This is a genomic window from Hyalangium gracile (assembly GCF_020103725.1).
Taxonomy (GTDB): Bacteria; Myxococcota; Myxococcia; order Myxococcales; family Myxococcaceae; genus Hyalangium; species Hyalangium gracile.
Genome location: NZ_JAHXBG010000003.1, coordinates 360,413 through 379,899 on the forward strand (window position 1 = coordinate 360,413; position 19,487 = coordinate 379,899).

General features: G+C 68.6%; 18 protein-coding genes. 7 read left to right on the plus strand and 11 right to left on the minus strand.

Annotated features, from left to right (window positions below; all coding sequences use genetic code 11):
* Window positions 1-5 precede the first annotated feature (5 nt).
* From KY572_RS08145 to KY572_RS08160, 4 genes are all read right to left on the minus strand, one after another.
* Window positions 6-2,588 carry a bifunctional aminotransferase class I/II-fold pyridoxal phosphate-dependent enzyme/GNAT family N-acetyltransferase gene (locus KY572_RS08145; RefSeq protein ID WP_224241951.1) on the minus strand — a complete coding sequence of 861 codons (2,583 nt, stop codon included), beginning with the start codon at window positions 2,586-2,588 and terminating at the stop codon, window positions 6-8.
* A 250-nt stretch (window positions 2,589-2,838) separates the two neighbouring features.
* Window positions 2,839-4,674: a glutamine--fructose-6-phosphate transaminase (isomerizing) gene (gene glmS, locus KY572_RS08150; RefSeq protein WP_224241952.1), complete on the minus strand. Its 1,836-nt coding sequence runs from the start codon at window positions 4,672-4,674 to the stop codon at window positions 2,839-2,841.
* A 159-nt stretch (window positions 4,675-4,833) separates the two neighbouring features.
* Window positions 4,834-6,222 carry a bifunctional UDP-N-acetylglucosamine diphosphorylase/glucosamine-1-phosphate N-acetyltransferase GlmU gene (gene glmU, locus KY572_RS08155; protein ID WP_224241953.1) on the minus strand — a complete coding sequence of 463 codons (1,389 nt, stop codon included), beginning with the start codon at window positions 6,220-6,222 and terminating at the stop codon, window positions 4,834-4,836.
* A 33-nt stretch (window positions 6,223-6,255) separates the two neighbouring features.
* Entirely contained in the window at window positions 6,256-6,456 is a 201-nt protein-coding gene (locus tag KY572_RS08160; protein ID WP_224241954.1) for a hypothetical protein, read from the minus strand.
* Window positions 6,457-6,875: 419 nt separating this feature from the next.
* On the opposite strand from KY572_RS08160, the gene KY572_RS08165 reads away from it, so the two are divergent.
* Window positions 6,876-7,658, plus strand: a complete 783-nt coding sequence (locus tag KY572_RS08165; protein ID WP_224241955.1) for a TatD family hydrolase — start codon at window positions 6,876-6,878, stop codon at window positions 7,656-7,658.
* Window positions 7,659-7,680: 22 nt separating this feature from the next.
* Here KY572_RS08165 and KY572_RS08170 read toward each other — a convergent pair whose 3' ends face one another.
* The gene (locus tag KY572_RS08170) at window positions 7,681-8,280 is read right to left on the minus strand and encodes a DUF2378 family protein (protein WP_224241956.1); all 600 of its coding nucleotides are present in this window, start codon (window positions 8,278-8,280) and stop codon (window positions 7,681-7,683) included.
* A gap of 367 nt (window positions 8,281-8,647) precedes the next feature.
* Here KY572_RS08170 and KY572_RS08175 point away from each other — a divergent pair, with 367 nt between their 5' ends.
* The gene (locus KY572_RS08175) at window positions 8,648-10,558 is read left to right on the plus strand and encodes a M3 family metallopeptidase (protein ID WP_224241957.1); all 1,911 of its coding nucleotides are present in this window, start codon (window positions 8,648-8,650) and stop codon (window positions 10,556-10,558) included.
* Between the two features lie 120 nt (window positions 10,559-10,678).
* On the opposite strand, the gene KY572_RS08180 is transcribed toward KY572_RS08175, so the two are convergent.
* Window positions 10,679-10,948 (minus strand): hypothetical protein, encoded by a 270-nt coding sequence (locus KY572_RS08180; RefSeq protein WP_317987827.1) that lies wholly within the window; start codon window positions 10,946-10,948, stop codon window positions 10,679-10,681.
* A gap of 306 nt (window positions 10,949-11,254) precedes the next feature.
* Between KY572_RS08180 and KY572_RS08185 the strand changes: the two genes are divergently transcribed.
* The 5 genes from KY572_RS08185 to KY572_RS08205 all read left to right on the plus strand — a co-directional run bounded on the left by KY572_RS08185 (window position 11,255) and on the right by KY572_RS08205 (window position 15,482).
* Window positions 11,255-11,485 (plus strand): hypothetical protein, encoded by a 231-nt coding sequence (locus KY572_RS08185; RefSeq protein WP_224241959.1) that lies wholly within the window; start codon window positions 11,255-11,257, stop codon window positions 11,483-11,485.
* 57 nt (window positions 11,486-11,542) lie between these two features.
* A complete protein-coding gene (locus tag KY572_RS08190) occupies window positions 11,543-12,472 on the plus strand; it encodes an amidohydrolase family protein (protein WP_317987828.1) in 930 nt (309 codons plus the stop codon).
* Between the two features lie 108 nt (window positions 12,473-12,580).
* The gene (locus KY572_RS08195; protein WP_044190286.1) at window positions 12,581-12,958 is read left to right on the plus strand and encodes a response regulator; all 378 of its coding nucleotides are present in this window, start codon (window positions 12,581-12,583) and stop codon (window positions 12,956-12,958) included.
* A gap of 50 nt (window positions 12,959-13,008) precedes the next feature.
* Window positions 13,009-13,827 carry an ABC transporter ATP-binding protein gene (locus KY572_RS08200; RefSeq protein WP_224241961.1) on the plus strand — a complete coding sequence of 273 codons (819 nt, stop codon included), beginning with the start codon at window positions 13,009-13,011 and terminating at the stop codon, window positions 13,825-13,827.
* On the plus strand, window positions 13,824-15,482 hold the full coding sequence (locus KY572_RS08205; RefSeq protein WP_224241962.1) for a hypothetical protein: 1,659 nt from the start codon (window positions 13,824-13,826) through the stop codon (window positions 15,480-15,482). Before KY572_RS08200 ends, KY572_RS08205 begins: the two co-directional genes overlap by 4 nt.
* Before the next feature lie 63 nt (window positions 15,483-15,545).
* On the opposite strand, the gene KY572_RS08210 is transcribed toward KY572_RS08205, so the two are convergent.
* The 5 genes from KY572_RS08210 to KY572_RS08230 all read right to left on the minus strand — a co-directional run bounded on the left by KY572_RS08210 (window position 15,546) and on the right by KY572_RS08230 (window position 19,350).
* Window positions 15,546-16,238, minus strand: a complete 693-nt coding sequence (locus KY572_RS08210; protein ID WP_224241963.1) for a C40 family peptidase — start codon at window positions 16,236-16,238, stop codon at window positions 15,546-15,548.
* A 78-nt stretch (window positions 16,239-16,316) separates the two neighbouring features.
* The gene (locus tag KY572_RS08215) at window positions 16,317-17,453 is read right to left on the minus strand and encodes a DUF819 family protein (RefSeq protein ID WP_224241964.1); all 1,137 of its coding nucleotides are present in this window, start codon (window positions 17,451-17,453) and stop codon (window positions 16,317-16,319) included.
* A 51-nt stretch (window positions 17,454-17,504) separates the two neighbouring features.
* Window positions 17,505-18,824 (minus strand): pyridoxal phosphate-dependent decarboxylase family protein, encoded by a 1,320-nt coding sequence (locus tag KY572_RS08220; protein ID WP_224241965.1) that lies wholly within the window; start codon window positions 18,822-18,824, stop codon window positions 17,505-17,507.
* A 65-nt stretch (window positions 18,825-18,889) separates the two neighbouring features.
* Window positions 18,890-19,075: a hypothetical protein gene (locus KY572_RS08225; protein WP_224241966.1), complete on the minus strand. Its 186-nt coding sequence runs from the start codon at window positions 19,073-19,075 to the stop codon at window positions 18,890-18,892.
* Window positions 19,075-19,350, minus strand: a complete 276-nt coding sequence (locus KY572_RS08230) for a hypothetical protein (protein ID WP_224241967.1) — start codon at window positions 19,348-19,350, stop codon at window positions 19,075-19,077. Before KY572_RS08230 ends, KY572_RS08225 begins: the two co-directional genes overlap by 1 nt.
* Window positions 19,351-19,487 lie beyond the last annotated feature (137 nt).

The following is a 19,487-nucleotide window of genomic DNA, read 5'->3' on the forward strand; positions in this document are numbered from 1 at the left end:
TGCCCCTACTCAGGACGTGCGATGACGGGGCTGGCGGCGGTCGCCCGCGGAGAGCCGAGGCTGGCCTCGGCGGCAATCTCCCGCAGCAGGGCACCGCTGAAGTGGTCCCTCGCCTGGAGATACACGCAGGTGCGCTGCGCCACCGAGCCCAGCCGGAACTTCTCCATGTCCGCCGTCATGCCCAGATGGACAGTATTCATACGTAGTTCCATGGCGCGTCGCACGGCCTGATACAGAAGCTGCCGATACGCCCCGTGGCTGTACACATACTGGTAGTCAACCCCGCACAGGAACCCTCCGTAGTGCCCGTCCTGCTTGTGGGCGGCGCCGAAGGCCACCGGGCGCCCGTCCGCAGGCCCGCCGTGGGCTGGATCAATCCGGAGCGTCATCAGCTCCCAGGCGGGAGACTCGTGCATGGCGGCCAGCAGCCGCAGGGGCAGGTGGAAGACGTTGAAGCGCAGGGCCCGCTTCGCCACGTTGAGGTAGAGCGAGTGCAGGTGCTCGAGCTCCTCGAGCGTCAGCGTCTCGCCCACGCCCACGCCGTGCAGCCGCCGCTCGTAGAAGCGCGACTGCTCGATGCGCTCGCGCAGGTGCGCCCGCCGCGAGCGCTTCAGGCTGGCCAGGTACTCCTCCTCCGTCCACCAGGAGATGTTCAGCCGGTGCGAGTCGAGCATGGGCACCTTCACCAGCCCGTGGTGGAGCATCTCCTGATCCATCTCGGGATCATCCGCGGGCAGATCCCTCAGCGTCATCACCGAGCACCCCGAGCGGTCGAACTCCTCGCGCGCCACCTCGAGCAGGCGGGCGAGCGCGGCGCGCCACGGCCCCGCGCGGTTCAGGTACAGGTGGTTGCCCTCGGAGAGCAGCGTGCCCAGCAGCAGCGAGCGCGAGGACAGGAAGTACGGATCCTTCTTCCGTCGCTCCTCGACACGCTCGGACACCTCCTCGCGCATGAGCATGTCGTCCTTGCACAGCGCCACCGTGAAGGGCGCCGCCGCCAGGACGCGGCCGGTGCGGTCGCGGACGAGCACGTAGAGGAACTTCCAGGAGTTCTCCGGCTCGTCGGTGTCGGTGAACACCTGCTCCTGCATCATCAGCGAGTCCCAGCTGACGAAGCCCACGGTGCCCAGCATCGAGTTCCACAGCGCCTTGTCGATCTGCCAGATGGAGGTGAAGCGCTCGACCTCCAGGCCCTCCACGCTCTCGGTGGGCCGGCGGACGGCGGGCAGGGGCGCGGCGGCGGGCTCTGGCTCGGACGGCTGCTGCTCGACGATGAGCCGCTGGATGAGCTCCTGGAGCGGAGCCCGGACGCGGGTGCCCATCCGGCCCCGGCCCGGCAGCGCGTTGCGGAACTCCTCGTCCAGGTTGTCGACGGTCCACCCCTCCTCCGCGAGCACGGCGGGGATGTGCACGCCCAGCCGCTCGATGACGCGCGTCACGTCCTCGGCGGTGTGGTTGGCCGTGAGCGACAGGCGGATGCCGCCCCGGCGCATGGGCACCGTGGGGTACACGGAGGGCGTGACGTAGAGGCCCTCGTCCATCATCCGTCGAGCGACCTTGAAGGCCAGCCGCGGCAGCCCCAGGCGCAGGAAGAAGATGGGCGTCTCGTTCTCCACGAGCAGCGGCAGGCCCGCGTCGTGGATCAGCTGGTTGGCCAGCCGGACGCGCTCCTGCAGCACCTCCTGGCGCTCGTAGATCTCCGGGGAGAGGTGCAGCCGCGCGGACGCGATGGCCGCGCCCAGCATGGGCGGCTGCAGCGGGCCGGAGAAGAACAGCGGCCCGCCCGTCTTCCGGACGAACTGGCGCTCCTTGTCGGTGGCGAACAGCAGACAGCCGCCTCCCGCCGCGAAGGCCTTGTTCAGCGAGGTGGCGAAGACGATGCGCTCGTTGAAGCCCATCCGCGTGAGGAAGCTGCCCTGGCCGTGCTTGCCCACCCAGCTCATGCCGTGCGCGTCATCCACGTACAGCCGCACGTTGGGCGCGATCTTCAGCGCCTGCCGCAGCAGCTCGATGGGCACCAGGTCACCGTACATGCTGTAGACGCCGTCCACGGCGAACCACACGGTGCGGTGCAGCCCCGCCAGCTCCTGGATGACCTCCAGCGCGCGCTCCAGCTCTCCGTGGCGGACGATCTCCACGCGGCACCCGGAGGTGCGCGTCAGCTGCGCCGCCTGCTGGATGCTGTAGTGGGCCTGGTGATCCAGGACGATCGCGTCCTTCTCGGTGGCCAGCACGCCCAGCGCGGACTGGTGTCCCAGGGACGTGGAGGAGCAGACCAGGGCGTAGCCGCCGAGCAGCTCGGACATCAGCGCCTCCAGCTCCGCGTACGGCGGCGCCGAGACGAAGCCGCGCGTCGCCGAGAACTGGGTGCCGTAGCGCTTCACCGCGTGGATGACGCCTTCGACGAGCCGCGGGTGGTGCTCCAGCCCCAGATACGAGCAGGAGGCGAACGACAGCAGCTCCTGCCCGTTCAGGGTGAAGGTGCGACCGTGCAGCTCCTGATCATCCGGGTTGAGGAAGTAGATACCGTGCTGGATGGCCTCCTGATGGATGGAGTCCACCGTCGCGCTGCGCTCTGAAGCTTCCATGGATGTACCTGGCTGTCCGCGCCTGGGGGAGAGAGGGTGGGCCGCGACCCGAGTGTCTTTGAGACAACAACCCCAGGGCAGTTACACACGTAACGTATTATTTCCGTATGAGCAATGGCCGCCAGGTCATTTTTGTGAGTGGTTTCCAGGGCTTACGGACAAGGCACGTCCTCTGAAACAAAAAAAGCCCGGGAACCTCGCAGAAGAGGTGCCCGGGCTTCGAGAATACCGATGTCTCAGCCTGTCAGCGCTATTCGACGGTCACGCTCTTGGCGAGGTTGCGAGGCTGATCCACGTCGTTCCCGCGCATCTCGGCCACGTGGTAGGCGAGCAGCTGCAGTGGGATGGTGGCCACCACCGGCGCCAGCAGCGCGCAGGCGGGCGGAATCCGGACGACGTGGTCGGCCAGCGAGGCGACGTGCGCGTCATCCTCGTCGATGATCGCGATCACCTTGCCGCCGCGCGCGCGCACCTCCTCGATGTTGCCGATGATCTTCTCGTAGGCCACGTGCGGCTGCTTGGGGGCGATGACCACCACTGGCATCTTCTCGTCGATGAGGGCGATGGGGCCGTGCTTCATCTCGCCGCCAGCGTAGCCCTCCGCGTGGATGTAGGAGATCTCCTTGAGCTTGAGCGCGCCCTCGAGCGCCACCGGGTGCATGGGCCCGCGGCCGAGGAAGAGGAAGTCCTGCGCGTTCATGAACTCGCGCGCCACGCGCTTCACGGACGCCTCGCACTTGAGCACGTCCTCGATCATCTTCGGGATCTCGGTCAGGTGCGTCAGGTGCTCCTGGGCCTGCTTCACGGTGAGGGTGCCGCGCATGCGGCCCAGCTTCACCGCCAGCATGTAGAGCGCCACCAGCTGCGTGGTGAACGCCTTGGTGGAGGCCACGCCGATCTCCGGGCCGGCGTTGGTCAGCACCGAGAAGTCCGCCTCGCGCGTCATCGCGCTGCCCATCACGTTGCAGATGGCCATCGAGGTGGCGCCGCGCGCCTTGGCCTCCTTGAAGGCCGCCAGCGTGTCCGCCGTCTCGCCCGACTGGCTGATCGCGATGGCCAGCTGCGAGCTGTCCACGATGGGATCGCGGTAGCGGAACTCACTGGCCAGTTCCACCTCCACGGGGATGCGCGCCAGCGTCTCGATCATGTGCTTGCCGGCGATGCCCGAGTGCCACGAGGTGCCGCACGCCAGGATCGTCACCTTCGTCAGCGAGCGCACCTTCTCCGGGGAGAGGTTCCAGCCCTCGAGGTGGATGTCGCCCTCGGACAGGAGCATCCGGCCGCGCAGCGTGTCCGCGACGGCGCGGGGCTGCTCCCAGATCTCCTTGTGCATGAAGTGCTTGTGGCCGCCCTTCTCCGCCATCATCGGCGTCCAGTCGATGCGGCGGGTGGGCCGGTTCACCAGCTGGCCCTGGCGGTTGTAGATGTCGATGCTCTGCGCGGTGATGACCGCCAGGTCTCCCTCCTCCATGTAGACGAAGTCGCGGGTGTGCTCGAGCAGCGCGGGCACGTCGCTGGCCACGAAGTTCTGCCCCTGGCCCAGCCCCAGCACCATCGGCGAGGAGTCCTTGGTGGCGACGATGCGGTTGGGGTCCGTGGAACAGACCACCGCCAGGGCGTAGGTGCCCTTCACCTGCTTGATGGCCAGGCGCACGGCGTCCACCAGATCGATGCCCCGCTCCAGCTCGTCGGAGATGAGGTGGGCGAACACCTCGGTGTCCGTCTCGGAGGAGAAGACGTGGCCCTTGGACCGCAGCTCCTCCTTGAGCGCCAGGTGGTTCTCGATGATGCCGTTGTGCACCACCGCCACGCCCTTGTACGAGTGCGGGTGCGCGTTCTCGTCCGAGGGGCGGCCGTGCGTGGCCCACCGCGTGTGGCCGATGCCGATGGTGCCCTTGGGCACCTCCTGGGACACGCGGTTCTCCAGGTTCTTCAGCTTGCCGGTGGCGCGCACCACGTTGAGCGTGTTGCGACTCACCACCGCCACGCCCGCGGAGTCATACCCCCGGTACTCCAGCTTCTTCAGGCCGGACACCAGGATGGGAGCCGACTCCTTGTCACCGACATAACCAACGATCCCGCACATGTTTCAGACCTCTCTCTCTCACGCCCTTGCCCGCCGGACTTCTCCGCGGGATTCCCGAACCACGTTGCCTGGCTGTCTTCCGATTTTCTTACTGAGCAAGAGCCGCGCCATCGTATCGCGGCCGGGGCGGTCCTCGTAAACCGCCCGACTTTCAAGGGGTTAGCCCCGTTTGGCCTTCTTCCGGGCCACCCACCCCTCCTTGTTGACCTGCGGCACCCGGGACACGGCGAGGCTCCCAGGCGGTACATTTTTCGTCACGGTTGTCCCCGCGCCGACATATGCGCCATCGCCCACACTCACGGGTGCCACCAGTTGTGTATCAGAGCCGATGAAGACGCCATCGCCCAACTCGGTGAGGTGCTTGTTCACCCCGTCATAGTTGCAGGTGATGGTGCCGGCGCCGACGTTCACTCCGGAACCAATCTTCGCGTCCCCCAGGTACGCCAGGTGGTTGGCCTTGGAGCCCTTGCCGATGCGGGCCTTCTTCGTCTCCACGAAGTTGCCCAGGTGGACCTCCTCGGCGAGCTCCGTGCCCGGCCGCAGCCGGGAGAAGGGGCCGATGATGCAGCGCTCGCCCACCCTGGCCTCCTCGAACACCGAGTAGGGCTTGATGGAGGTGCCATCCGCCACGGCGGAGGCCGTCAGCACGCTGCCCTGGCCAATGGTGACGTTGCGCCCCACCACCGTGCCGGCCGCCAGTGACACCTGGGGGCCCACCTCCGTGTCGGCGCCGATGGTGACGTCATCCTCGATGAAGGTGCTGGCCGGATCCGTCAGGGTGACGCCGGCGCGCATGTGGCGCTCGTTGATGCGCTGCTGCATGACGCGGGCGCGCGCGGCCAGCTCCACGCGATCATTCACGCCCGCGGTGTCCGTGGCGTCCGCCTCCACCGTGGCCACCGGGCCCAGCCGCGCGGCCATCTCCACCAGGTCCGTGAGGTAGTACTCGCCCTGCGCGTTCTGCGGGCGGATCTCCGCCAGCGCCCGCCACAGGAAGGAGGTCTCCACCAGGTAGATGCCGGCGTTGCACTCGCGCACGGCGCGCTGCTCCGGAGTGCAGTCCTTGTGCTCGACGATGCGCTCCACCTTGCCACCCTCGCGGATGACGCGGCCGTAGCCGGTGGGGTCCTCCAGCACGGTGGACACCATGGACAGGGTGGCCTTGCCGGCCTCGTGCGCCTTCACCAGCGCCTCGAGCGTCTCGCGGCGCAAGAGCGGCACATCTCCGTAGAGGATGAGCACGCGCCCGGAGAAGTCCTTGAGCGACTCCTCCGCCGAGCGGACGGCGTCCGCGGTGCCGCGCTGCTCCTTCTGGAGCGCGAAGCGCAGCGAGGCCGAGGGGAACTGCGCGCGGATGGCCTTCTCCACTTCAGCAGCCTGGTGGCCAACCACCGGCACCAGCGGAGAGGCACCCAGTTCGAGCGCGCGCTTCAAAGGATATGCACAGAGGGGACGGCCCAGGATGGGGTGAAGGACTTTCGCCTTCTCCGACTTCATCCGGGTGCCCTTGCCGGCACACAACACCACCGCCGCGAGGGGAGAGGACATGCGGCGGAGAGATAGGGACCAGCGAAATGATCGTCAACCGCGCTGCGTGTCGTCGCTGTCCTGCTGTGGCCGCGCGCTGACATCTACGGAGAGGCCCCCGCTCTCGGCACGGATGCCGAAACGTGGCCTATAGAACACCTTCACCTCCTGTTGCGCAGGAGGTAGTTTTTTCATGGGCTTTGCGGTGGTGCTCATCACAGCCCCCGGTTGACGACTCATGGCGTTTTCCATCATGTACGGATTCTTACACCCGTACAAGTAAAATTCTGTGACCATGCTGAAATCCCGAACTGGAGGACGTGAGGGTCACCACGCCTCGGGCACGGGGTCGGGGATGCTGCTGAGTCCAAATCCCCCCCAGAAGACAGGAGCTTAAGAACCTCAAACCGCTCCTTTGGACAAGGGGGAAGGGGCGAACTGCACACCACCGGGCGTTACGGACCCTATGAGTTTCTGAAAACCGACAGCGGCCCTGAGCAGCAACAGCGCACATACACGGAGTGTGCTTGACACAGCGCAACATGTGTTACGGGGAGTGACCTCGGGGGTAGTGCGGCCAGCCAGCCAGGCGCACGCAGTGGGCACGGCGCGCCGCCACTGAGGGCGTGTCGGACTCAGGATATAGATGGCTGTCCCGCTGTGTGAGAGCCCCCTTGCCCGAGCTGCCCTCTCTCTTCGACGCGCACCTGCACCCCGAGGCCCTGAGTGATCAGGACCTCGAGTCCATGCGCTTCTTCGGAGTGGAGCGGGTGCTGGTGGTGGCCCATCACTTCGCGGAGCCCAGCGCCAAGGCGCTGCTGAGCCACTTCGATGAGCTGGTGGGCCGGCAGCTGCCGCGCCTGGAGCGGCTGGGCATCCGCGCGTACGCGGCGCTGGGGGTGCACCCGCGCTGCATCCCGCGCAGGGGCTTGTCGGAAGTGCTCTCCCGCCTGCCGGACTACTTCCAGGGCGGGCGCGTGGTGGCGCTGGGAGAGACGGGGCTGCATGCCGGCGGGGAGGAAGAGGAAGAGGCCTTCCTGGAGCAGCTCGCGCTGGCGCGGCGGCTGAAGCTGCGGGTGGTGGTGCACACGCCCACGCAGGACAAGGAGCGCCACACCCGGCGGATCCTCGCGCTGCTGCGCACCTCGGGGCTGCTGCCCTCTCGCGCGCTGGTGGACCACGCCACGGGACGGACAGTGGGAGCCATCCTGGGCTGCGGACACTGGGCCGGGCTGACGCTGCACCCCGAGGCGCTGAAGGCCGAGCGCGCGGTGGCGCTGGTGCGCAAGCTGGGCAGTGAGCGGCTGGTGCTCAACTCCGACGCGGGCGATGGGGCGGGAGACATCCTCGGCCTGGCGCGCCTGGCCCGCCTGCTGGCGAAGGCCAACCTCTCGGACCGCATCGTGCGGCGCGTGGCCTACGAGAACGCCGAGCGCTTCTTCCAGATCACCGCCTGACGACCAGGGCCGGGGCCGGGCCTCAGAAGAACACGTGGAAGGTGGCCGTGCCGAGCAGCTCGTCGTGGCCCACGAGCTCCATGCGGACCCCGTGCGCGCCAGCCACCTCGAGCGAGCGCATGAGCATGCCCCGGAGGAAGTGCGGCGGATCCATCTGGAGCAGCTTCGACGCGGCGAACTCCGGCAGGGGGCAGATGAACAGCTCCCAGCCCTTGCCTCCAGGGAGCGCTCGCACCCGGGCATCGATGAAGTTGTTGGCCATGCGGAGGTTGCGCGCCGTGCGCATCAGCGTCCGCTGCGGCCCCACCACCTGCGCGTGGGCGTTCAGGGCCGAGCCGATCCGCGAGCGCAGGGACTGGGCGACATAGCGCTGCCCCAGGAGGAACTCCGCCGCGGCCGTCCCCACGTCCGCCGAGAGCGCCTCGACGAGGGTGTGCAGGGCTTCCGACCACACCTCCAAGGGGTACGCCACCTCGAGGACGTGCCGCGGAGGCAGGCCCAGCCGCGAGAAGTCGTCCAGGACATGCGGGGCGAGCACCTCCGCCTCGGCCACCAACGTCTCCAGCGCGTGCCCGAAAACGACGGGCTCCCGTGCCCACTCGCGACTCGTCTCCGCCAACATGAGGCCTCCACCCGATCCAGGGCGCCGGCCGCGCCCCTGTCATCAGTGGTGCCATCACATACGAGGCCTGTTGGCCCGCCATTGCAGTTCCATGAAGAAATGTTGCGAGCCCGGGTAACCTGCCTCGCCGGTCAGGGGGCGGGCCTGGGAATGCCGCCGCTCCGCCCGGGTTGAAACCGACCATTCCCCCGCTCTGGAAGGGACCTACTTCGTGCGCCGTCTCACACTCGCTCTCGCCGCCGCCACTGCGCTCGCAGGGTGCGCCAGCTCCACCGCCAACGCCCCCCCACCCACCGCCCAGGCAACCCCCGCCCCGACCCCCGCGCCCCGGCCGGCCCCGCTGGTGCCTGACGCGGCGCACCACCTCATGAGCACGCCCGCCGGGTTCCTGGGCGCGTGCCGCCAGGACATCCAGAAGGCCCGAGAGACCATCGCCCGCTTCAAGGCCCTGCCCTCCCCCCGAGACACCCTCACCGCGCTGGAGCTCTACGACGACGCCACCGCCCTGCTCCACGACGCCGCGGGGCGCGCCTCCATCGGCACCAACTCCCACCCGGCTGAGGCCATGCGCACCGCCGCCCAGGACTGCGAGTCCGAGGTGGAGAAGGCCGTCAACGAGCTCACCCTGGATCGCGGCGTCTACGACGTGCTCGCCAGCCTCGAGCCGAGCGGGCAGGACGAGGCCACGCGGCACTACGTCGCCGACGAGCTGCGCAACTTCCGCCGCGCCGGCGTGGACCGGGACGAGGCCACGCGCGCCAGGGTGCTCGCGCTCCAGGAGGAGCTCACCCGGATCGGCCAGGACTTCGGCCGCAACATCCGCGAGGACGTGCGCTTCGTGGAGCTCGACCCGAAGGAGCTCGCGGGCCTGCCCTCGGACTACGTGCAGAGCCACAAGCCCGGGCCCAACGGCAAGGTGCGCATCACCACCGACTACCCGGACTACGTCCCCTTCCTCACGTACGCCCGAAGCGCCAAGGCCCGCGAGGCCCTCTGGCGCGTCTCCCGCCAGCGCGGCCACCCGAAGAACCTGGACACCCTCTCGCGCCTCATCTCCAAGCGCCACGAGCTGGCCACGCTGCTCGGCTACCCCAGCTGGGCCGCCTACACCACCGAGGACAAGATGATCCGCAGCGACAAGGCCGCCGCGGACTTCATCGAGAAGATCACCGCCGCCTCCAGCAACCGCGCCCGCATCGACTACGAGACGCTGCTGGCCCGCAAGCGCAAGGACGAGCCCAAGGCCACCGTCGTCAACCCGTGGGACCAGGCCTACCTCGAGGACCGGGTGAAGGCCGAGCAGTACAACCACGACTCGCAGGCGGTGCGCCCCTACTTCGAGTACTCGCGCGTGCGCGATGGCGTGCTGGACATCACCTCGCGCCTGTTCGGCATCACCTACAAGCGCCTGACGGAGGCCCAGGTGTGGCACCCGGACATCGAGGCGTATGACGTCTACGAGGGCGGCACGCTGCTGGGCCGCGTCTTCCTGGACATGCACCCGCGCGCGGACAAGTACAAGCACGCGGCGCAGTTCGACCTGGCCACGGGCAAGGCCGGCCAGACGCTCCCCGAGGGCGTGCTGATGTGCAACTTCCCCAAGCCCGGCGCCGAGCCCGCGCTGATGCAGCACGACGACGTGGAGACCTTCTTCCACGAGTTCGGCCACCTGCTGCACCACATCCTCGGTGGCCGCGCGCGCTGGGCGGGGCTGTCCGGGGTGCGCACCGAGTGGGACTTCGTCGAGGCGCCCTCGCAGATGCTCGAGGAGTGGGCCTGGGCGCCGGAGTCGCTCCAGACGTTCGCCAGGCACTACCAGACGCAGGAGCCGCTGCCCGCCGACGTCATCCAGCGCATGAAAAAGGCCGAGGAGTTCGGCAAGGGCCTGTGGGTGCGCCAGCAGATGTTCTACGCGGCCACCAGCCTCAACTTCTACAACCGCGACCCCAAGAGCCTGGACACCACCGCGCTCGTGAAGCAGCTCCAGGAGCGCTACACCCCCTTCAAGTACGCGCCGGACACCTACTTCCACCTGTCCTTCGGCCACCTGGAGGGGTACTCGGCCATCTACTACACCTACATGTGGTCGCTGGTGATCGCGAAGGACCTCTTCACGCCCTTCCAGGCCGAGGGGCTGATGAACCCCGCGCCCGCCCTGCGCTACCGCCGCGCCGTGCTCGAGCCCGGTGGCGCCAAGGAGGCCGCACGGCTCGTGAAGGACTTCCTGGGCCGCGAGTACGGCTTCGAGGCCTATGAGCGGTGGCTGAACGGCCAGTGAGCCTGGCCGCGGCGCGTCGTCCGGGTGCGCAGTAAAAGCAGAGGCCCCGTGCCGTCAAAGGCGCGGGGCCTCGAAATTGTCAAAGCGTGAACAAGGGGCTTGCCCCAGAGGGCAAGAGGCTCAGTGAACCGAGGCCTCGGAGCTCTCGGGCTGCAGGGTGACGCCCTGCGCCTCATCCATGCGGACCTGCACCGGGATGCCCTGGCGCCGGTACTGGGCCAGCGAGTCCGCCACGGTGTCCAGCATGCGCTGGTAGCGCTCCTCGAGCTCCACCGCGATCAGCAGCATCGTCTCGCCCGCGTCATCCACGCCCGGCCGGTACACCCGGCAGCGCTGGAACCGCGCCCAGCGACCGTTCTCCATCTTTACAAGCTCGCCGTCGTAAGCCATCGCGCAGTCCCCCGTGCGAAGAGTGGGTTTCAGTGGGGAGCACTCTAAGCACTTATTAACTCGGCGTCATCCCCCCTCTTGAAAATTCGTCAAACGCCAGTTTTTTCAATATGTTGGCGGCTCAGACAGGGGGCCTCGAGCCCTCCCCCGGACGAAAGGGAAGGAATGTTGTAAATTTGCCAGTCTGTAAAGCTGTTGATGGCCGGCCCGCTGCGTCAAGTGCCCGACAGGCCGATCAGGCGCTCTTTGTGCCGCTCCTGCTCCAGAGCCGTGACCCCGAGGGGCGCTTCCCTTAGATTGAGCGGGATGAAGGTCCCACTGCTGTTCCGCCGCGACAGGACCGTCCTCAAGCGGCCGGACGCCCAGGATCAGCTGGAGAAGGTGCTCGCGGACTCGCTGCGGACGCTCGGACACGTGTGCGCCAAGGTCGCGGACCTCATCGAGGCCCAGCGCCTGGAGCGCCAGGGCTACGCACAGCAGCAGGACACCCTGCGGCGAGTGGATCAGGAGAAGGCACCGACTCCCAAGAAGGAGTAGCGGGCCCGAGCCCTCGCCATGTCCCTCCACGATGAAGCTCCGACGTGTCTCGGCGCCATGGCGGCCTGGATGGACCCGAGCCGCTCCCTGCCGCTGCCCGCGCTGAATGACGAGGAGGGGCCTCGGCTACCCGAGGGACTGCCACCCGTGGTGGATGCCCACGTCCACCTGTTCCCGGATCCCGTCTTCGAGGCCATCTGGCGCTGGTTCGAGCAGTACGGCTGGCCCATCCGCTACAAGCTGCACACCCCCGAGGTGGTGGCCTTCCTGCTCTCGCGCGGGGTGAGCCGGGTGGTGGCGCTCGCGTACTCGCACAAGCCGGGCATGGCGCGCCTGCTCAACCAGTACATGGCCGAGGTGGTCCGCGCCGAGCCGCGCGTGGTGGGGCTGGCCACGGTGCTGCCCGGAGAGGAGGGCGCGGCGGACATCCTCGCGGAGGCCTTCGCCGCGGGGCTCCAGGGCGTGAAGCTGCACTGCCACGTCCAGTGCTTCGCCCCGGACGCGCCCGCGCTGCACGAGGTGTACGAGGCCTGTGCCCGGGCCGGAAAGCCCCTCGTCATGCACGCGGGCCGGGAGCCGGCGAGCCCACATTACAGGTGTGATCCGCACGCGCTGTGCTCGGCGGAGCGGGTGGAGCGGGTGCTGAAGGACCATCCCACCCTGAGGCTGTGCGTCCCGCACATGGGGGCGGATGAGTTCGACGCCTACGTGCGGCTGCTGGAGCGCTACGACACCCTCTGGCTGGACACGACGATGGCCATGGCGGACTACTTCCCCATCGCCCTGCCGCGCCGGGCGCTGGACGTGCGCCCCGAGCGCATCCTCTATGGGACCGACTTCCCCCAGCTGCCCTATGCTTGGGATCGCGAGCTGAAGCAGCTGCTGGGCCTGAAGCTGGGGGACGAGGTGGAGGCGGGGCTGCTGGGGCAGAACGCACTGCGTCTTTTCGGGGGGGTTCTCCCTGAACGGAACATCCCCTGGGGGTAAGTGGGTGTTCAAAATTGGATCCCCCACTTCCGCTATGGAGAGATCGATCCCATCTTGGTCCCCATAGAATCACCACACCCCCGCTGCTTGTCTCACTGAGGCCTCACCATGTCCCACATCCTGGTCGTCGATGACGACGCGAGCCACCGCACGCTCATCTGCGATGCCCTCGAGGAACTGGGTTACCGCACCGTCCAGGCGTCCAACGGCCGAGAGGCGCTGGACCTGTTGGAGGGAGACATGCCCGCCGCGGTGCTGTTGGACCTGCGGATGCCCGTCATGAGCGGGTGGGGGCTGCTCGACGCGCTGAAGAAGATGCCCAGGGCGCGCAACCTCCCCATCATCATCATCTCCGGCTACGGCTTCGAGTGGGAGGCGGAGCTGGTCGGCGCCGCCGGCTACATCTCCAAGCCGGTGGACCTGGACAAGGTGCGGATGACGGTGCAGCAGATCGTCGGCCCGCCCGAGATGTCCCTGATGCACTGATCAGGGGGGATTGTCGGAGGGGGCTCGGTGGACCGAGACTGGGCGCTCACATGTCGCCCTCCCCCACCGACCTGGCCGTCGATGCCCGCGGGCTCGTCAAGCGCTTCGGCAGCTTCACCGCACTCAACGGGCTGGACATCCAGATCCCCCGAGGCGCCTTCTACGCCTACCTGGGCCCCAACGGCGCCGGGAAGTCCACCTCCCTCACCATCCTCACCGGCGTGTATGGCCCCGACGCGGGCACCATCCAGCTGCTGGGCATGGATGCCGTGAAGCAGCCCATGGAGGTGAAGCGGCGCATCGGCATGGTGCCCGAGGAGCTCAGCCTCTTCGAGCGGCTCACCGGCCGGCAGTACCTCACCTTCTGCGGTCGCATGTACGGCCTGTCCGGAGACGAGGCCGCCTCTCGCGCCGTGGAGCTGCTGGAGCTCACCGAGCTCACCTACAAGGCCGGAGCGCTCGTCGCCGAGTACTCCAAGGGCATGCGGCGGCGGCTGGCCATCGCCGCGGCGCTCATCCACGCGCCGGAGCTCGTCTTCCTGGATGAGCCCTTCGAGGGCATCGACGTGCTGGCCGCGGGCGTCATCCGCGAGCTGCTGCGCGAGCTGAGCCGGCGCGGCGTCACCCTGCTGCTCACCACGCACGTGCTGGAGATCGCCGAGCGCCTGGCCACCCACGCGGGCATCATCCGCGGCGGGCGCATGCTGGACCAGGGCACCGTGCCGGAGCTGCTCACCCGCTACGACACGCCCTCGCTGGAGGCCGTCTTCGAGAAGCTCATCTCCGTGCCGGCCGCGCGCAACGCCCGCCTCTCCTTCTATGGAGAGTCCCCCGCCCCGGTGGTTCCCCTGCGCCGGGAGTCCGCGTGAGCCCGCCTCCCGTTCCCGGCTTCCTGCGCCACCTGTGGCTCTTGTGGGGGCTGCGGCTGCAGATCGGCCTCAACCGTGGCTCCGGGCGCCCCAGCAAGCTGCTGGCGGTGGCGACGTTCGTGGGCTCCAGCGCCCCGGCGCTCTTCTTCGGGCTGGCCTTCTTCGGGCTCATGCGGCTGCCGCCCGTGGCCGAGAGCAACGTGTGGCCGTACTTCATCCTCAACCTGCTGTGCTTCGTCACCACGGCGGTGTGGGTCACCTGGCCGCTCTTGTCGGCGGGCGTGGATGACCACTCCGAGCTGAGCCGGTACGCGCCCTTCCCCATCTCGCCCTTCCGGCTGCTCATCTCCTCCAGCGTGGCCAGCCTCTTCGAGCCGCGCGCCCTCGTCTTCTACGCGCCCCTCACCGGCGCCGCCCTGGGCTACGCCTCCGTCCATCACCTGCGCGCGCCGTGGATCGCCGTCATCAACTACGTCCTGTTCGCCCTGCTGTGCGCCGCCTGGAGCCGCGTGGCCCTGCACGCCGTCATCAACGTGCTGCGTGAGAAGCGCAGCGCGGAGATCATCGGCGGCGGGCTGTTCGCCTTCCTCTTCGCCGCCTCGTTCATCCCTCCCGTCGACACCTCGTGGCTCACCGCCATGGGCGAGGCTGGCGTGGAGGCGCTGAACATGGACATCATCGTCAACGCCGCCATCGCGCTGAGCCGCGTGCCTCCGGGCTTCTTCGGAGACTCGCTGGGGCAGCTCGCCTATGGGCGCCTGCGCCTGGCGCTGCTCGAGTCCTTCGGGCTGGCGGTGTTCACCGTCATCGGCCTGGCCGTGGCCTACGTGCTGCTCATGCGCTTCCACCGCCAGGCGGGACGCGCCGGCCCCGCGATGAAGGAGTCTGGAGATCGCGATCCGTTCGCTCGAACGTCCACCCGGTTCCGGACGATCCTCGCCCGCGAGGTGCTGGACCTGTGGCGCAACCCGCGCGCGCGGCTGCTCACCTCCGTGCCCTTCGTGCTCGCCATCCTCCTGAAGCTGCTGTCCGGGCGGGACTTGTTCGTCTACATGCTCGGGGAGTCCGCGGATGCGTGGCTGATGGGCGGGCTGTCCGTCTACGCCGCCGTCGTCATCTCCTCCACCTTCTCGCAGAACACCTTCGCCTATGACGGGCAGGGCTTCGCCATCTTCCTGGCCGCGCCCATGGAGCTGGCCGACGTGCTGCGCGCCAAGAACCTGGTGCAGGGCGTGGCCGGCCTGGGCATGGCCCTGCTGGTGGGCCTGTTCTATCGGGTCTACTTCGGCTTCGGCACGTGGGTGGACTTCCTGTGCTCCATGGCCTCCGTGGCCGCCCTGGTGCCCGTGATGCTGGCCGCCGGCAACTTCCTGTCGCTGTACTTCCCGGTGAAGTTCCACGCCAGCCTCAAGCGCCGGGACAAGCTGCCCCTCACCGCCTCCATGCTCGGCATCCTCGCCGCCAGCGTGGGCTGCATGCCCTTCGGCTGGGCCCTGCGCATGGCCGGCAAGTCAGGGCCGACGCTCCAGACGGCGGCGATGATCGCCCTGTGCGCCGCGCTCTACGCCGTGCTCTACCGGCTGCTGCTGCCCCTGGCGCTGCGCCAGCTGGATCAGCGCCGGGAGCTCATCCTTCGCGCCGTCACCCGCGAATGAGCACTGGGGCCCAGCGCCTCTCGGCACTGAGCCCCAGGGTGCTGCTCGAGGACGACGTGTGGCTCAGTACTTCAGGCCCGGGATCAGCGCGCCGGACGTCCAGCCGCGGCCATTGGCGTTGAAGATGTTCACGCCGTAGTTCTTGCCGCGCGCCTCGATGGTGCGCCCGTCGCCCAGGCTGATGGCCACGTGGCCCGGCCGGTAGAGCAGCGCGCCGCGCGTCTTCAGCGCCTGATCCACGGAGATCTGCGTGCCCTTCTGGCGGAAGAACGGCACCTGGTTCATCGTCCCGTCCGGAACGCTCACGCCCGCCTGGTGCGCCGCCCACTGCACCAGCTCCGAGCAGTCGAACGTGTCCGGGTTCTTGTCGTTCAGGTTGGTCTCCGCGCCGAACACGTAGCGGTCACCGCGCTGCGCCAGGGCCTTCTGCACGAAGTCCTCGGCCGTGCCCTTCGCCGCGGGGCCCGGGGTGGGGCCGGAGGGAGGCTTCGAGCCGCCAGCGCCCTTCAGCTTGCCCCACGTCTGCGGACCGACGATGCCGTCCACGCTGATGCCCTGGGCGCGCTGGAAGGACAGCACCGCCGCCTTCGTCTTCGGGCCGAACACGCCGTCCACGCCGCCAGGGTTGAAGCCCTTGCTCTTCAGCAGGTTCTGGAGGTCACGCACCGCGGGGCCACGGGAGCCCTCACGCAGGGTGGGGTTGGAGGAGCGCGCGGACTGCGTCGTCACTCGAGAGGAGGAGATAGGGGCGACCATGGCCGATGACCTCATGTAAGAACTGACTTACACGGGTTATCGGAAGCGATTTCTCAGAGTTGCGGAAAAAAGAGAGGATCAGCCTCCCGCGAGCCAGCGCAGGCCCCAAGCCGTCAACAATCCCAGGTAGTTACCGAGCGCCAGGCCCGCGAGCCCCAGGGTCAACCCCGGTCCCACCAGGGCGCGATTCTTCAGGGCCGCTGCCACCGGGCCTATCTGCGCCGGCCCGTAGATGGTGGCGGTGGAGCAGATGAGCGTGCTGTCCGCGTCGATGCGCAGCAGCTTCGAGAGCGCGGTGTGGATGACGATGGCCAGGCCCATGACCACCCATACGAAGATGACCAGGGTGGAGTTACCACCGACCAGCACTCGCGCATCCGCCAGCGAGCCCATGGCCACGCAGAAGATGAGCAGCAGGTACTCGCCGAGCTCGTAGGTCCCCACCAGCGAGCGCACCTTCTGGGACAAAGAGGCGACGATTCCCAGGGTGGTGATGCCGAGCAGCGCCGGACTGGCCTCCAGCTTCCCGAACGCGAGCAGCGTCCCGCCGACCGCCACCGCCGCGATGGCCACCGCGAGCCCGAAGCCGAACCCCATGTCCCGCAGGTGGTGCCGCGTCCAGACGCCGAGCGGCTCGCCCGGGTGCTCGAAGGGCTCGTGGTGGGGCACCGCGGTGAAGGGCCTCATGAAGCGCAGGAACAGCCGCTGCGCGAAGGTGAGCAGGAAGAGGAGGTACAGGCCTCCCGCCATCAGGTCCGCCGCGTTGAGCAGGACGAACGTCTCACTGCGCGCCTCCAGCACCTTGCCAATGGCAGCCATGTTGGCGGTGCCGCCGACGTACACGCCCACCAGCATGCCCGCGATCTTCCACCACTCGTCGAACTGCCCCCGGAAGAACCAGCCCACGGCTCCAGCGGAGAGCACCGCCGCCAGGCACGCCAGCGAGAAGGAGATGATCAGCGAGCGCGCCAGCCTCGGCCACTGGCGCACGTCCGAGGAGAAGAGCAGCAGGGGGATGGCCAGCGGCACGGCGACCTCGCTCACGCGCAGCGCGGCCTCCGCGGACAGCCTCACTCCCGGCAGGTTCGCCACGAGGATTCCGGCCAGGTAGCAGACGGTCACCGGGCCGAAGAACTTCGCCACGCGGTAGCGCTCGCCCGCCCAGATGGCCGCGGCCGGGAAGAGGATGCACCCGAGCACCTGGATGACCGTCATCGGCACGCTCCCACGTGAGCCATCGAGCCGCTCCTCCTCTCAGCGCGCCGCTCAGCCGCGGTCGAACACCCCGTCGAGGAACTCCAGGAGGAAGCCGTCCACCTGCTTCTGATCGGGGATGGCCCCGACCATGCCATACATCGCCGCGCTGCCCTCGGGCGCCGGCTCGCCCGCCGCGAGCCTCGAGGCGCAGTCCCGCAGGTCCGCCAGCAGCACGTCCGCGATGCGCTCGTGCGCGGGGGTGATCATGCAGTGCAGCGCGGGAGGCTTCTGCTGCCGATCCAGCTTCCAGCCGCGCACCTCCATCGCGTCGGCCAGCTCGTACACGTTGATCGAGTCCGAGGAGAACGCGAAGACGCCCACCTCCGGCGCCCCCAGGACACGCAGGCCCGGAATGGCGTTGATGCCGGCGATCAGCTTGTCCGTCGTCGCGAGGATGCGCCGCGCGTGCTCCAGGTACCCGTCCTCGCCCAGGTAGTGCATCACCGCCCAGGCCGCGGCGATGGCGCCTCCGGGCCGCGTGCCCGTCATGGACGGCGAGGCGTACAGCCCTCCGGGCCACGCCGAGTAGGTGTAGAACTGGTGCCGCCGCAGCGCGCGGTTGCGGTGCAGCACCACCGACGCGCCCTTCGCCGAGTACCCGTACTTGTGGAGGTCCGCGGACATCGACGTGACGCCCGGCACCGAGAAGTCGAACGGAGGAATGTCGCGGCCGAGCTTCTTCGCGAACGGGAGGAAGAGGCCGCCCAGGCACGCGTCCACGTGGCACAGCAGACCGCGCGACTGCGCCAGCGCTGCCAGCTCGGTGATGGGGTCCACCACGCCATGCGGGTACGGCGGCGCGCTCCCGACGATCATCGCCGTGTTGGGAGTGATGAGCCGCTCCACGTCCCGCACATCCACCCGCAGGTCCGGCGCCGTGGCCGCGTGGCGCAGCTCGACGTCGAAGTAGTGCGCCGCCTTCTCGAAGGCCGGGTGCACCGAGGAGGGCGCGATGATCTCCGGCCGGGCGATGCCCTTCTCGCCGCGGGCCCACTCGCGCGCCGTCTTCACCGCCATCATGATGCTCTCGGTGCCGCCCGTGGTCATCGTCCCGGCCACGTCGTCATCGCCGTGGAAGAGCCCGGCGACCATGGAGACCACCTCGGCCTCCATGCGGCGCAGCGAGGGGAAGGCCACCGGCGACAGGCCATTCTCGGCCATGTACTCGCCGTAGGCCTCCTTGAGCAGCCTCGAGTGCTCGTCATCCACGTAGTACACGAGGCTGAACGTGCGGCCTTCCTTCCAACGCGCGTCCTCGGAGCGCAGCTGGCGCAGCTCCGCGAGCACGTCATCCTTCGCGCGCTTCGACTTCGGCAACGACTTCGGCATCCGGTCCTCCCGCGCGGCCATGCCAGCGCGAGTGCCGAATACCATCAGCGCTCCGCGGGAGGCACCTACCCTCTGCCCACTTCCCACGCCTCGGGGTTTTCCCTCAGGAACCCGCTCAGGGTGTCCTCCACCTCGCGCAGGAACTCCTCCGGAGCCGACTCCGTCGTCCACACGTCTTTGACGCAGAGCGTGGGCTCCACAGCCTCCGAGAGCGACTCGACCGCGGCCAGGGACTCGATCAGGGGCGACATCACTTCTCACACACCGCAGCGTGGGAGCTCGTCACCCGCGCGTGGCTCCCGGTGGAGGCGGCGAGCAGGGCCCGGTGACCCTTGGCTCGAGAGGAGGCCGGCTTGCGCACCGTCCTGCCCGTGCTGGAGACCTCGACGCCTCGCGAGGAGGAGGCCCGGCGGTGTCGGCGCTTCAGCGAGCGGATGATGAGGCCGGCCAGCAAGGCGGCGCCCGCGCTGATGAGGAGCACGGGCGGCGGCGGCCTGGAGTCAGGGACGATGCGGGGGATGACCATGGAGGGCCTCCGAAGCGGGGGAGCCCTGCTCCCTTGCACCCCGAATGCCTCCGCTCATCCCCAGGAAAATCGCGGCTCTACGGCTTTTACGGCCGGCAGACTGCACTGAAATGGTGCGCCGGAATCGAGCAGGCCTC

Coding starts and splice junctions, on each gene's coding strand:
- KY572_RS08190 (WP_317987828.1), top strand. CDS start 11,543: ATGGCGGCCTGGATGGACCCGAGCCGCTCCCTGCCGCTGCCCGCGCTG.
- KY572_RS08185 (WP_224241959.1), top strand. CDS start 11,255: ATGAAGGTCCCACTGCTGTTCCGCCGCGACAGGACCGTCCTCAAGCGG.
- KY572_RS08220 (WP_224241965.1), bottom strand. CDS start 18,824: ATGCCGAAGTCGTTGCCGAAGTCGAAGCGCGCGAAGGATGACGTGCTC.
- glmU (WP_224241953.1), bottom strand. CDS start 6,222: ATGTCCTCTCCCCTCGCGGCGGTGGTGTTGTGTGCCGGCAAGGGCACC.
- KY572_RS08215 (WP_224241964.1), bottom strand. CDS start 17,453: ATGACGGTCATCCAGGTGCTCGGGTGCATCCTCTTCCCGGCCGCGGCC.
- KY572_RS08145 (WP_224241951.1), bottom strand. CDS start 2,588: ATGGAAGCTTCAGAGCGCAGCGCGACGGTGGACTCCATCCATCAGGAG.
- KY572_RS08210 (WP_224241963.1), bottom strand. CDS start 16,238: ATGGTCGCCCCTATCTCCTCCTCTCGAGTGACGACGCAGTCCGCGCGC.
- KY572_RS08170 (WP_224241956.1), bottom strand. CDS start 8,280: ATGTTGGCGGAGACGAGTCGCGAGTGGGCACGGGAGCCCGTCGTTTTC.
- glmS (WP_224241952.1), bottom strand. CDS start 4,674: ATGTGCGGGATCGTTGGTTATGTCGGTGACAAGGAGTCGGCTCCCATC.
- KY572_RS08175 (WP_224241957.1), top strand. CDS start 8,648: ATGAGCACGCCCGCCGGGTTCCTGGGCGCGTGCCGCCAGGACATCCAG.
- KY572_RS08200 (WP_224241961.1), top strand. CDS start 13,009: ATGTCGCCCTCCCCCACCGACCTGGCCGTCGATGCCCGCGGGCTCGTC.
- KY572_RS08225 (WP_224241966.1), bottom strand. CDS start 19,075: ATGTCGCCCCTGATCGAGTCCCTGGCCGCGGTCGAGTCGCTCTCGGAG.
- KY572_RS08195 (WP_044190286.1), top strand. CDS start 12,581: ATGTCCCACATCCTGGTCGTCGATGACGACGCGAGCCACCGCACGCTC.
- KY572_RS08230 (WP_224241967.1), bottom strand. CDS start 19,350: ATGGTCATCCCCCGCATCGTCCCTGACTCCAGGCCGCCGCCGCCCGTG.
- KY572_RS08180 (WP_317987827.1), bottom strand. CDS start 10,948: ATGGCTTACGACGGCGAGCTTGTAAAGATGGAGAACGGTCGCTGGGCG.
- KY572_RS08160 (WP_224241954.1), bottom strand. CDS start 6,456: ATGATGGAAAACGCCATGAGTCGTCAACCGGGGGCTGTGATGAGCACC.